At 65.5% G+C, this 11,833-nt stretch carries 11 protein-coding genes; 4 read left to right on the forward strand and 7 right to left on the reverse strand.

Features of this window, described 5'->3' with window-relative positions:
- Nucleotides 1–3: 3 nt before the first annotated feature.
- From STE01S_RS04880 to STE01S_RS04890, 3 genes are read right to left on the reverse strand one after another with little or no spacing between them, the layout of a single operon-like run.
- Complete coding sequence (locus STE01S_RS04880) at nucleotides 4–2,175, reverse strand: RNA degradosome polyphosphate kinase (protein ID WP_062765429.1); 2,172 nt, start codon at nucleotides 2,173–2,175, stop codon at nucleotides 4–6.
- The gene (locus tag STE01S_RS04885; protein ID WP_062765432.1) at nucleotides 2,166–2,822 is read right to left on the reverse strand and encodes an HdaA/DnaA family protein; all 657 of its coding nucleotides are present in this window, start codon (nucleotides 2,820–2,822) and stop codon (nucleotides 2,166–2,168) included. Before STE01S_RS04885 ends, STE01S_RS04880 begins: the two co-directional genes overlap by 10 nt.
- Nucleotides 2,822–4,039 (reverse strand): heavy-metal-associated domain-containing protein, encoded by a 1,218-nt coding sequence (locus STE01S_RS04890; protein WP_231737351.1) that lies wholly within the window; start codon nucleotides 4,037–4,039, stop codon nucleotides 2,822–2,824. Before STE01S_RS04890 ends, STE01S_RS04885 begins: the two co-directional genes overlap by 1 nt.
- 265 nt (nucleotides 4,040–4,304) lie before the next feature.
- Between STE01S_RS04890 and purM the strand changes: the two genes are divergently transcribed.
- The 4 genes from purM to STE01S_RS04910 all read left to right on the forward strand — a co-directional run bounded on the left by purM (nucleotide 4,305) and on the right by STE01S_RS04910 (nucleotide 8,658).
- Nucleotides 4,305–5,411 (forward strand): phosphoribosylformylglycinamidine cyclo-ligase, encoded by a 1,107-nt coding sequence (purM, locus tag STE01S_RS04895; RefSeq protein WP_062765438.1) that lies wholly within the window; start codon nucleotides 4,305–4,307, stop codon nucleotides 5,409–5,411.
- Between the two features lie 153 nt (nucleotides 5,412–5,564).
- Nucleotides 5,565–6,512 carry a phosphoribosylglycinamide formyltransferase gene (gene purN / locus STE01S_RS04900; RefSeq protein ID WP_062765440.1) on the forward strand — a complete coding sequence of 316 codons (948 nt, stop codon included), beginning with the start codon at nucleotides 5,565–5,567 and terminating at the stop codon, nucleotides 6,510–6,512.
- A 169-nt stretch (nucleotides 6,513–6,681) separates the two neighbouring features.
- Nucleotides 6,682–8,127, forward strand: a complete 1,446-nt coding sequence (gene cls, locus STE01S_RS04905; protein WP_062765443.1) for a cardiolipin synthase — start codon at nucleotides 6,682–6,684, stop codon at nucleotides 8,125–8,127.
- Between the two features lie 33 nt (nucleotides 8,128–8,160).
- Nucleotides 8,161–8,658: a phage tail protein gene (locus tag STE01S_RS04910; protein WP_255265882.1), complete on the forward strand. Its 498-nt coding sequence runs from the start codon at nucleotides 8,161–8,163 to the stop codon at nucleotides 8,656–8,658.
- A gap of 53 nt (nucleotides 8,659–8,711) precedes the next feature.
- Here STE01S_RS04910 and ndk read toward each other — a convergent pair whose 3' ends face one another.
- The 4 genes from ndk to STE01S_RS04930 all read right to left on the reverse strand — a co-directional run bounded on the left by ndk (nucleotide 8,712) and on the right by STE01S_RS04930 (nucleotide 11,801).
- Nucleotides 8,712–9,134, reverse strand: coding sequence for a nucleoside-diphosphate kinase (gene ndk / locus STE01S_RS04915; protein WP_003047863.1), 423 nt, complete (start codon nucleotides 9,132–9,134; stop codon nucleotides 8,712–8,714).
- Between the two features lie 102 nt (nucleotides 9,135–9,236).
- Nucleotides 9,237–9,773 (reverse strand): hypothetical protein, encoded by a 537-nt coding sequence (locus STE01S_RS04920; protein WP_003047866.1) that lies wholly within the window; start codon nucleotides 9,771–9,773, stop codon nucleotides 9,237–9,239.
- A gap of 117 nt (nucleotides 9,774–9,890) precedes the next feature.
- Nucleotides 9,891–10,340, reverse strand: coding sequence for a DNA polymerase III subunit chi (locus STE01S_RS04925; protein ID WP_003047869.1), 450 nt, complete (start codon nucleotides 10,338–10,340; stop codon nucleotides 9,891–9,893).
- 15 nt (nucleotides 10,341–10,355) lie between these two features.
- Nucleotides 10,356–11,801 carry a leucyl aminopeptidase gene (locus STE01S_RS04930; protein WP_062765449.1) on the reverse strand — a complete coding sequence of 482 codons (1,446 nt, stop codon included), beginning with the start codon at nucleotides 11,799–11,801 and terminating at the stop codon, nucleotides 10,356–10,358.
- Nucleotides 11,802–11,833 lie beyond the last annotated feature (32 nt).

Below are 11,833 nucleotides of genomic sequence, written 5' to 3' on the forward strand. Positions count from 1 at the left end.
GTGTCAGTCTTCGCGCATGTTGAAATCGAGGGTCGGCACATCCTGCCGCTTGTGCAGCGCGGTCCCGCGCCCCGAAAGCGACGGGTTGTTCATGAAATAATGGTGCAGGTTAAACGGCTTGTCGCCCGGATCGACGCGCACATAGGTGCCGTCGGCCTGCAGCACCCAGCTTTGTTCATTGTCGATCAGATTGGCGACGAGCACCTGATCCAATATCTGGTCGTGGACGGTCGGGTTCTCGATCGGGATCATATATTCGACGCGGCGGTCGAAGTTGCGCGGCATCCAGTCGGCGCTCGAGATATAGAGCTTGGCGCGCTGGTGCGGCAGGCGCGATCCGTTGGCGAAGGCCCAGATGCGGCTATGTTCGAGGAAGCGGCCGACGACCGATTTGACGCGGATCGTCTCCGACAGGCCGGGAACGCCGGGACGCAGGCAGCAGATACCGCGCACGATCAGCTCGATCGGCACCCCCGCCGCGCTCGCTTCGTAAAGCTTGTCGATGATGCCGGGGTCGACGAGGCTGTTCATCTTGGCCCACAGCCCCGACGGCAATCCCGCTCGCGCCGCCGCAATCTCGGCATCGACAAGCTCGCACAGATGCGCGCGCATGTTGAGCGGCGACATCGTCACCAGCTCGAGCCGCTCGGGCTCGACATAGCCGGTGATATAGTTGAACAGTTGCGCCGCATCGCGCCCCGCGCGCGGATCGGCGGTAAAAAAGCTGAGGTCGGTATAGATGCGCGCGGTGATCGGGTGGTAATTGCCCGTACCGAAGTGGCAATAGGTCCGATACCCCTGCCCTTCGCGGCGCACGACCATCGAGATTTTGGCGTGCGTTTTCCACTCGATGAAACCGTAAACCACCTGCACCCCGGCGCGTTCGAGCTGGTTCGCCCAGAGCAGATTCTGCTCCTCGTCGAAGCGCGCCTTGAGTTCGACAACCGCCGTCACCGACTTGCCCGCCTCCGCCGCCTCGATCAGAGCGCGGATGACGGGCGACTGGTTGCCGGCACGATAGAGCGTCTGCTTGATCGCGACGACATCGGGATCGGCGGCTGCCTGCCGCAGAAAGGACACGACGACGTCGAAGCTTTCATAGGGGTGATGGACGACGATGTCCTTGGACCGGATCGCCGCGAAACAATCGCCGCCATGTTCGCGGATGCGTTCCGGAAAACGCGGCGAATAGGCCGGGAATTTCAGGTCGGGGCGATCGACATCGACCAGCGCAGACAGCGCCGCGAGCCCGACGAAACCGCCGATCTTCGCGACGATCGCCTCATGCCCCTGAATATCGGCGTTGAGCACTGCGGCCAGTTCGGCCGGCATGTCGGCCTCGAGTTCGAGCAGAATCACCCGCCCGCGCCGGCGGCGGCGGATCGCGGTGCGGAACAGCCGCACCAGATCCTCGGCCTCTTCCTCGATTTCGATGTCGCTGTCGCGGATGATGCGGAACACGCCGATCGATCGGCTCGCATAGCCGGGGAAAATCAGGTCGGCGAACAGTTCGACCAGATATTCGATCGGCACAAAGCTCGTCGCCTCGCCCGGCACCGGCACCAGTCGCGGCAGCGACGCGGGGATCATCACCAGTTCGCGCACCGTGTCGCCCGTCGCCTGGCGCTGGAGATCGAAGATCACGCCAAGGCCGCGGTTGGGGATGAAGGGAAAGGGGTGTGCAGGATCGAGCACCTGCGGCGTCAGGATCGGGAATATCTGTTCGCTGAAATATTGACGCAGCGAGGCGCGCAGCCGCTCGCGCTCCGATCCCGCGCCATGGACGATGATCCCCTGTTCGGCGAGCAGGTCGTGCAGCTTCTGCCATTCGCTCTGCTGTTCGTCGACAAGCCGGTTCACCTCGGCCTCGATCTCGGCGAGTTGCTGCCCCGGCGAGCGGCCGTCGGCCGACGGATCGTCGATTCCCTGAAGCTGCTGCCCCTTCAGGCCGGCGACGCGGACCATGAAAAACTCGTCGAGATTGCTGCCCGAAATCGACAGGAAGCGCAGTCGTTCGAGCAAGGGATGCGCCGGATTGCGCGCCTCCTCCATCACCCGCCGGTTGAAGGCGAGCCACGACAGTTCGCGGTTGAAGAAACGGTCAGGGTTCGCCTTGTCGATGCCCGGCACCACGGGATCATTGTCGGCGCGAAGGGGCTGACTGGTCAGCGACATGGGCCTGTTTCCTGTCTTTCGAGCAAATCGGGATCGATGAGCCCCTGTGACAGTAATGTTTCACGCGTAAGACGAATGCTAATGCCGCGCCCTTTTTCGAGCGATGCCGCATCAAGCGCCGCGACGACGCGGTGGATCATGGCATAGCTGCGCTCCATCCGCGGCACGATATACGCCGCGACCTCGGGCGAAATCGCCATCCCGCGCTGGGCAAAAAGTGCGTCGATCAGGTCGCGCGCCAGGCAATCGTCGGGCTCGCCGATCGTCAGTACCGGCACTGCGCGCAACCGCGAAGCGAGGTCGGGAAGCGCGATCGCCCATTCGGACGGCGGCGCATCGGCAATGATGAGCAGAGGCGTTCCCGACGCCTGCGCCGCGTTCCAGGCGTGGAAAATCTCCTCTTCCGACACGCTGGCATGACCGTCGATCACGCGCCCGCCCGATTCGCGCGCGAACAGCCGCCCCATCAGGCTGCGCCCCGATCCGCGCGGCCCGGTCAGCACCGCGGTGCGCACCGGCCAGGTCGCGACATGGCGCAGATAGCGCACCGCGTCGGCGTTGCTCGTCCCGACGATCAGCGGACCGTCGTTGGCGCCGCCGGCACTCCAGTCGAGCGGCAGCGCGATCTGTCCCGAACCGCGGGGCATCAGCGACTGATCCTGAGCTGGCCGCCGCCTTCCTGCACCTTGAAACCGCGCGCCGCGAGCGCCGCCTTCAGCGCGCCGACGTCGCCGCGGAAGGTGACGCGCATCACCGACATGCCGCCGAGCGCGAGGCTGCTCGTCGCCGCCGACTGAACCCCCGAAATGCCGCCCACGGCGCGTTCGGTCGCCGAAACCGATTCGACATCGGGTGATGCATATTGGACCGTGAAGGTCTGCAGCCCCGCAGGCGCCGTCGTCGGCAGGCTGGTGTCGGTCTCGCCGGCCACCACCGTGTCGTCGGTCGCCACATCTTCGGGCAGATCCTCCTTCTCGACCGGCTTTTCGAGCACGAGATAGGCGTCGGTGCGCAGCTGTCCCGCGGCGAGCGCCTGCGTGTAGAGCGCATCCATCCGTGCCACCGCCTTTTCCATCATGTCGGGAATCGCGGCGGCGTTGGGCGCGGTCATCGTGAAGGCGCCGATCAGGCGGTTGTCGGGGCTGTAGCGCGCGGCGAAATGGCCCGTCACCGGTCCGCCGGGATAGCTGTATTCGACCCGCGCGATCGGGATCAGCACGTCGGCGGCGCCATATTGGTCGAGGATGACGCGCCACCAGACGCGGCCGCGCCGTCCGGTCTGCCCCGGATTGAGCAGCAACGTGTCGGCGCCGGTGCCCGCGGTGCGGACATAGTCGATCGCGCTCTGCCCGGTATTATATTCGGCCCAGGCGCGCTGCCACGCGCTGCGCTGTTCGAACACCTGCTGAATGCCGTCGATCGAATAGACGGGAATCACCAGCAGCGGCGGCGAACGCAGGGTGCGGCCGCTGACACCCAATATCTGCCCGGCGCGGACGCGGTCGAACTGGACGCCAAGCGTCGCGACATAGCGGCGCGGCCCGACCTGTTCCTTTTCCACCACGATCGCGGTGACGATGCCGTCCAGCACCGAATCGGACAGCGCCGGACCGTCGCTGCCGTTGGTCTTGCGATAGAGTTGCTGCCACCCCTTGCGCTGCGCCTCGCGCCAGCCCTTTTCGCGCGCATCCTCCGGATTGTCGCCGGTGACGTCGATCGCGATGCCGCTCGCCAGAAAATCGCCGCTGCTGTTGATCGGCGTGATGCCGCGGTCGCCATGCGCGATCTGCCCCTGGACGAGGCCCGCGATCAGAACCGCCAGGAACAGCCCGAACAGCGCCGCCCAGCGCCGATCGCGAGGCACGAACGAGCGGAGCGGGAGACCGGGAGTCGAACGGGAGAAAGCGGCCGAAGTCATAGGGTTCTTACGCTTTGTTCCCAACCAAGATGCAACCATCACTCTGTCCGTCATTCCGGCGAACGCCGGATTCTCGACCTCTTGCCATAATGCCCCGGCGAGATCCCGGCCTTCGCCGGGATGACGATTCCTGCAAGCCCTACGCGAAAGTCGAGGTCACCGACAAGGAAATCATGGCATTTGTCGGCCGGAAGCGTTAGTCGCGCGGGCCATGGATTCCAAGCATAACCATCCCGCCCCTTATACATATGCGCAGGCCGGCGTATCGATCGAGACCGGCAATGCGCTGGTCCGTGCGATCGCCCCGTTCGCCCGCGCAACGCGCCGCCCCGGCGCCGATGCCGACCTCGGCGGTTTCGGCGGCTTTTTCGACCTGAAAGCGGCGGGGTTCAACGATCCCTTGCTCGTCGCCGCGAACGACGGCGTCGGCACCAAGCTCAAGCTCGCGATCGAATCGGGCAAGCATGACGGGGTCGGGATCGACCTCGTCGCCATGTGCGCCAACGACCTCATCGTGCAGGGCGCCGAGCCGCTGTTTTTCCTGGACTATTATGCGACCGGCAAGCTCGAAAACGATGTCGCGACCCAGGTGGTCGCGAGCATCGCCGAGGGCTGCAAACAGGCGGGCTGCGCGCTGATCGGCGGCGAGACCGCAGAGATGCCGGGGATGTATTCGGACGGCGACTATGATCTTGCGGGCTTTTGCGTCGGCGCGGTCGAGCGCGACCACGTACTCACCGCCGACAAGGTCGCGGCGGGCGACGTGATCCTCGGCCTCGCATCGTCGGGGGTTCATTCGAACGGCTTTTCGCTCGTGCGCCGCCTCGCCGCCGACAAGGGCTGGAAGCTCGACCGCCCGGCTCTGTTCGATCAGACCGTCCTGTTGATCGACGCGCTGATGGCGCCGACGCGCATCTATGTCAAAAGCCTCCTGCCGCTCGTGAAGACCGGCAAGGTCCACGCGCTCGCGCACATCACCGGCGGCGGCCTGCTCGAAAATATTCCGCGCGTGCTGCCCAAAACGCTCCACGCGCATATCGACGCCGATGCTTGGGATCAGCCGCGGCTGATGGCGTTCCTGCAGGCGCAGGGCAATATCGAGCCCGAAGAAATGGCGCGCACTTTCAATTGCGGGATCGGCATGGCCGTGGTCGTCGCCGAAAGCGACGTTGCCGATTTGACCGCGTCGCTCGAAGCCGCGGGCGAGACGGTGCACCGGATCGGGCATATCGCGGCGGGCGACAAGGGTTGCACCGTCAGCGGCGGCGCCGAAACGTGGAGCGCCCGGGCGGCGTGGAGCGCGGCGCATAATGCATAATATCCTCCCCCACAGGGGGAGGGGGACCGCCCGCGTAGCGGGGGGTGGAGGGGCACATGCGGTGCCGTCCATCCTCAAGACACCGCACGACTCCGCTTACGCCCCTCCACCATGCTTCGCATGGTCCCCCTCCCCGTTCCGGGGAGGATCGGCATGAAAGCCCGCGTCGGCGTCCTCATCTCGGGCACCGGGACCAATATGGCGGCGCTGCTCTATGCCGCGAAAGCCGCCGACTGCCCTTATGAACTCGTGCTGGTCGCGAGCAACAACCCGGAAGCCCCGGGCCTCGCGCTCGCCGCGGCCGAAGGCATTGCGACCTGGGCGCAATCGCACAAGGGAATGTCGCGCGCCGCCTTCGACGCGCTGGTCGACGAACGGCTGCGTGCCGCGGGCGCCGACTATGTCGCGCTTGCGGGCTATATGCGCATCCTCAGCGACGATTTCGTCGCTGGCTGGACCGACCGGATGCTCAACATCCACCCCAGCCTGCTGCCGCTCTACAAGGGGCTCGACACCCATCAGCGCGCGATCGACGCGGGTGACCGCTTCGGCGGGTGCAGCGTCCATGTCGTCACGCCGGCGCTCGACGATGGGCCGGTGCTGGCGCAGACCCCGGTCGCGATCGTGCCCGGCGACACCGCCGAAACCTTGGCGGAACGCGTCCGTTTTGCCGAGCATCAGCTTTACCCCGCCGCGCTCGCCGCCTTCGTGACGCGCGAACGGGCGCCCGACTGGCTGCTCGGCCGCGTCCGCGCCCTGGCGATGGCGCTGCCCGAAGCCGACGAGGTTACCTCGCACGGCATGCCCTGCTTCGGCATCGTCAAGGGCAAGAAATTCGCCTATTTCACCCACGACCACCATGGCGACGGCAAGACCGCGCTGCTGGTCAAGATCAGCGGCGCCGACGAGCAGGCGCAGCTCATCGAACTCGACGAAGCGCGCTATTACCGCCCCGCCTATTTCGGCGACGGCTGGATCGGCATCCGCCTCGACCTCGGCGATACCGACTGGGATGCGATCGGCGAATGGCTCCGCAAGAGCTGGCTGGCGATCGCGCCGAAAAAGCTCGCGGGGCTGATGGCGGTAGCCGAGGACTTTTAAGTCGCCACCCGCGTCATTGCGAGCGAAGCGAAGCAATCCAGAGCGATTTACGCGCACTCTGGATTGCCGCGCGGCGTCGCCGCTCGCAAATGACGAACAAGGGCGCCATACTTGCCCCGTCCAAAATTCGCGCTGGCCTTTTGCGCCAAAGCACGGTGAACTGGCGGCGATGGAGTATGATTTCGCCCTGATCCTGTGGGCCGCGTACATCGCGGTCTTCATCGTCATCCTGGGCCGGATCATCCTGCGGCCGCAGCGCGAGCCCGCCTCGCGGCTCGCGTGGTTGATCGCGACGATCGCGGTACCCGTGGTCGGCATCCTCGCCTATCTGTTGCTCGGGGAGGCGCGGATCAGCGCCAAGCGGCGCGCGCGCTATGCCGCGATCGAGGCGCATCTGCCGCATCCGCACGACAATGCCGACGTGCGCCGCAGGCTTGCGCGCAGCCCGTGGGCCGCCCCCTTCGCGCTCGCAGAGACCGTAAACGCTCTACCGCCCACCGCGGGCAATCGCGCGCATCTCGCCGCCGACAGCAACGCCGCGATCCGCGAGATGGTCGAGGATATCGACCACGCGAAGTCCACCGTCCACCTCTGCTTCTATATCTGGCTCGCCGACAATAACGGCTTCCGGATCAAGGACGCGCTGGTCCGCGCGGCCCGGCGCGGCGTGAAGGTCCGCGTCCTCGCCGACGCGCTCGGCTCGCGCGGTTTCATCCGGTCGGCCTATTGGATCGAGCTCGAAAATGCCGGGGTCGATGCGCGCATCGCGCTGCCGATCGGCGGGCTGATCTGGACGCTGATCCGCGGGCGCTTCGACCTGCGCAATCACCGCAAGCAACTCATCATCGACAATCGCATCGCCTGGTGCGGCAGTCAGAATCTCGCCGACCCCGAATTTCGCATCAAGTCGAAATATGCTCCGTGGGTCGACATCATGACGCGCTGGGAAGGCCCGGTGGTGCGAGACTGCCAGTTCGTCTTTGCCGCCGACTGGGAAAGCGAGCGCGGCGACGACATCGGCGACCTTTTGCAGGACGATGCCGAGCCTCCGGCCGCCGCCGATCCGGGCATCGCGGCGCAGGTGATCGCGACCGGCCCCAATGTCCGCTACGCCGCGATGACCGCCTGTTTCACCGCGCTCATCCATTCGACGCGGCGCGAGCTGGTCGTCACCACCCCCTATTTCGTCCCCGACGAACAATTGCTCTTCGCGCTGCTCGACTGCGCGCGGCGCGGCGTCGCGACGGTGATGATCGTGCCGCACCGCAACGATAGCCGCGTCGTCGCGGGCGCGAGCCGCAGCTATTATGCCGACCTCGTCGATGCGGGGGTAAAGCTCTACGAATATCGTCCCGGCCTGCTCCACGCCAAAACGATGGTGGTCGACGGCGAAGTCGCGCTGATCGGCTCCGCCAACCTCGATCGCCGCAGCTTCGAACTCAATTTCGAGAATAATATCCTGTTGCGTGATAAGGCTTTTGCTGCCGAACTTCGTACGCGGCAGGAAGTTTACCGCGCCGATTCGATACCCGTCGGCGCCGCCGATGTCGCATCCTTCGGCATCGTCCGGCGGCTATGGCAAAACCTCGTCGCGACGGTCAGTCCGCTGCTCTAGCGCCAGCCGCTCCACCACCGCCCGTTCCACCTGATGGCGGGCATGTTGACAGCGCGCCGCCCCTTCCCGAGAAGTGCGCTGCTAGATCTGGGGGATTTGACGATGGGCAAGGAATTCAATGCATTTTCGATCGTGGGCGTGGCGCTGCTGGCGACATCTGTGCCAGCTCATGCAGCGAGCGACCCTTTTATCGGCGAAGTAATGATGACAGCCGCGACCTTCTGTCCGCGCGGTTGGAGCGAGGCCAATGGCCAACTCGTATCAATCAGCGAGAATATGGCGCTTTTTTCGTTGCTGGGAACGACTTATGGCGGGGATGGGAGCAAGACCTTTGCGCTCCCTGATCTGCGAGGACGCGCGCCGGTCCATGTCGGTAACGGCCGTGACGTACCGCCGCTGGTGCTCGGCCAAAAGGGCGGCAACACCAGCGTCGCCCGCGACCCCGCGGCGTCGGGCGCAGTCAAAACGCAGCCGACACTAGCCATTCGCTACTGCGTTGCGATCCAAGGCATCTACCCGTCGCGCAACTGAAAAAGGCCGCCGGATCGCTCCGGCGGCCTCTTTGGCCTTGCGGTTCGGCTCGTTCAGCCGACGATTTCTTCGGGCTTGAAGAAATAGGCGATTTCGATCGCCGCATTTTCATCGCTGTCGCTGCCGTGCACCGTGTTCGCTTCGATGCTTTCGGCCAGTTCCTTGCGGATCGTGCCGGGAGCCGCGTCCTTGGGGTTGGTCGCGCCCATCACGTCGCGGTTACGCTGCATCGCATTCTCGCCTTCGAGAACCTGGACGACGACCGGGCCCGAGGTCATGAATTCGACGAGTTCGCCGAAGAAGGGGCGTTCCTTGTGGACCGCGTAAAAGCCCTCGGCCTGTTCCTTGGTCATGTGGATGCGCTTCGACGCGACGACGCGCAGGCCGGCGTCTTCCAGCATCTTGGTGACGGCGCCGGTGATGTTGCGGCGGGTCGCGTCGGGCTTGATGATCGAAAAGGTGCGGGTGACCGCCATTGGGAAAGCTCCTGCTTTATATCTTGTCGGAATGGGCGCGCCTCTAGCCGCGCTTTCGCCGCTCCGCAAGCAAAGAGCGCGGGGGGCTTTCCCGGCGCGGCGTCAGCCGCCGTGGCCGTAGGTGATCGACCCGTTGACCATGTCGCCCGCCTGCGTCGCCGTGACCTGCACGCCCGACTTGCTGTCGCCAGGCCGTTCGGCGCCGAACATTGCGGTTTCGCCGGCCTTGACCTCGGTCGTGATCTTCATGCCTGCGGCCTCGGCCTGCTTGCGGAAATGTGCGATCACGTCGGCCGCCTGGCCCTTGACCTCAAAGCTCGCCATGCCGCCGGCCCCATCCTTGTTCGTCGCGGTGAAGCCGCCCGTAACCTTCGCACCCGGATAGGGCGAGAAACCCGCGGGGAATTTCGCATTGCCCGCGCCGCCGCCGAACTGCATCTCGCCATCCTCGGTCTTGATGCTGATCGTGCCATTTTCGCCGCTGGTGTCGGACGTCACCTTATAGTCGGCGGTCTTTCCGGTTTCGGGGTCGGTGTAAGTGCCGCTCGCGACTTCCTTTTCCGATTTCGATCCGCACGCCGAAAGCGTCATCGCCAGCGCAATTGCGGTGCCAAGCGTGAATGTCCTGAGCGTCGCCATAATCTACCTCCTGTTGCCCCGAATCGGTCGGCTGCTGTCCCTAGGGTGCGACCCGGTTGCCGTCGGTGATCCCCCTCACAGAAAGACGCTCTTCCCCGGCCCGGTCAGCCTATCGCGTCACGGCCCTTCGGACCAGCGTCCGCGCTCATCCTGTTTCCAGAAGTGGATTTCCACGCCCTCGGCCTTGGTCAGCGCGCGCCAGGTCGCGCGCGCATCGTCGATGCGACTGTTGTCGAACAACAGGAAAGCGCGCTCGAACGCCAGCGCCTCTTCGCGCCATTCCCCGTCGGCGAGCGCGACATGGGTGGCGCCGTTGATCGCCGGGGTGCCCAGCGTGCCGCTGAGCAGGATCGGCTCGATCGCCTCGTCGGGCGATCCCGCCGCGCCGTGCGGCAGGAAACTCGCGGGTTGCAGCGTCCACAGCGCCTCGTCGATCGCCTGCCGCTGCATCGCAGCGGCAGCGACGACGAGCAGCCGGTTGCCGCCATCCAATATGCGCGTGGCGATCGCGGGGAGCACCCGTTCGACCGGGTCGCGGGTCAGCCGATAGAAGTCGACGCGCGCCATGCTCCCCGAACCGGATCAGCCTTCGTGATTGTCGGCGATATAGCGGTCGAGCAGGCGGACGCCATAACCCGTCGCGCCCTTCGCCCACACCGGGCCGTCCTTGTCGCTCCATGCCGTGCCGGCGATGTCTAGGTGCGCCCAGGCGACTCCGTCCTCGACGAACCGCTTGAGGAACTGCGCCGCGGTGATCGACCCGCCTTCGCGCGGACCGATATTCTTCATGTCGGCGATGGGGCTGTCGATCAGCTTGTCATAGGCCGGCGACAGCGGAAAACGCCACAGCTTGTTGTTCGTCGCCTCACCCGCAGCGATCAGTTTTTCGGAAAGCCCGTCGTCATTGGCGAAAATGCCCGCATATTCGTGGCCGAGCGAGATCACCATTGCGCCGGTCAGCGTCGCCAGATCGACGATGACCTTGGGCTCATAGACCTTCTGCGCCCAGGTGATCGCGTCGCACAGCACCAGCCGGCCTTCGGCGTCGGTATTGAGCACCTCGACCGTCTGTCCCGACATGGTGGTGACGATGTCGCCGGGGCGCTGCGCATTACCGTCCGGCATATTTTCGACAAGGCCGACGATGCCGACGACATTCGCCTTGGCCTTGCGGCCCGCGATCGCCTTCATCGCGCCCGCGACAGCGCCCGCGCCGCCCATGTCCCACTTCATCATGTCCATGCCCGGGCCGGGCTTCAGGCTGATCCCGCCGGTGTCGAAGGTCACGCCCTTGCCGATGAACACGACCGGCTTGTCGTCGGCATTGCCGCCGTTCCAGCGCATCGCGAGCAGCCGCGGCGGCCGCACCGACCCTTGCGCGACGCCAAGCAGCGCGCCCATGCCGAGCGCCTTCATCTGCCGTTCGTCGAGCACCTCGATCTCGACGCCAAGGTCGGCCAGATGCTGGCAGCGCTCGACGAAGCTTTCGGGATAGAGGATGTTTGGCGGCTCGGCGACCAGCGTCTGGGTCAGCGCCACGCCGTCGGCCACCGCCGAATAGCTGCCCCAGCGCGCCGAAATATCACCCGCGGGCGACGCGATCACGATGGTTTTCAGGCTGGGCTTGGCGGTGTCGGAAAGGCGGGTGCGATAGGTGTCGATGCGCCAATCGCGCAGCTTCGCACCCATCGCAAAGGCGAGCACATCATCTTCGTCGATCTGGCCCGCGCTGGCGAAATCGACGTGCAGCACCGCAACGCCGCTCGTCTGCAGCCGCGCGGTCAGCGCGCCGCCAGCGCGCTCGAGATCATGGACCGTCCCCTCGCCGATGCCCACCAGCAGCAGCCGCGTGGCCCGGTCGCCGTCAAAGGCGGCGGTTTCGGCCACCGAACCCGCGGCGCCATCGAACCGCGCCTGCTTCGCCAGCGCGCCGAGCAGCGCACCGAGCGCGCCGGCCTCGCCCTTGCGGACCGGAAAAGCGACAACGTCGGCAGACGCATCGATTTGCGCGACAAACTGAATGTCCATCTTTTAACTCTCTTATGCGATGATTGATTGGA

Source organism: Sphingopyxis terrae subsp. terrae NBRC 15098, assembly GCF_001598815.1.
Lineage (GTDB): Bacteria > Pseudomonadota > Alphaproteobacteria > Sphingomonadales > Sphingomonadaceae > Sphingopyxis > Sphingopyxis terrae.

What these genes read in the sequence shown, in the direction of transcription:
- STE01S_RS04880 (WP_062765429.1), bottom strand. Translation starts at nt 2,175, where the DNA reads ATGTCGCTGACCAGTCAGCCCCTTCGCGCCGACAATGATCCCGTGGTG.
- STE01S_RS04885 (WP_062765432.1), bottom strand. Translation starts at nt 2,822, where the DNA reads ATGCCCCGCGGTTCGGGACAGATCGCGCTGCCGCTCGACTGGAGTGCC.
- purM (WP_062765438.1), top strand. Translation starts at nt 4,305, where the DNA reads ATGGATTCCAAGCATAACCATCCCGCCCCTTATACATATGCGCAGGCC.
- purN (WP_062765440.1), top strand. Translation starts at nt 5,565, where the DNA reads ATGAAAGCCCGCGTCGGCGTCCTCATCTCGGGCACCGGGACCAATATG.
- cls (WP_062765443.1), top strand. Translation starts at nt 6,682, where the DNA reads ATGGAGTATGATTTCGCCCTGATCCTGTGGGCCGCGTACATCGCGGTC.
- STE01S_RS04910 (WP_255265882.1), top strand. Translation starts at nt 8,161, where the DNA reads ATGGCGGGCATGTTGACAGCGCGCCGCCCCTTCCCGAGAAGTGCGCTG.
- ndk (WP_003047863.1), bottom strand. Translation starts at nt 9,134, where the DNA reads ATGGCGGTCACCCGCACCTTTTCGATCATCAAGCCCGACGCGACCCGC.
- STE01S_RS04920 (WP_003047866.1), bottom strand. Translation starts at nt 9,773, where the DNA reads ATGGCGACGCTCAGGACATTCACGCTTGGCACCGCAATTGCGCTGGCG.
- STE01S_RS04925 (WP_003047869.1), bottom strand. Translation starts at nt 10,340, where the DNA reads ATGGCGCGCGTCGACTTCTATCGGCTGACCCGCGACCCGGTCGAACGG.
- STE01S_RS04930 (WP_062765449.1), bottom strand. Translation starts at nt 11,801, where the DNA reads ATGGACATTCAGTTTGTCGCGCAAATCGATGCGTCTGCCGACGTTGTC.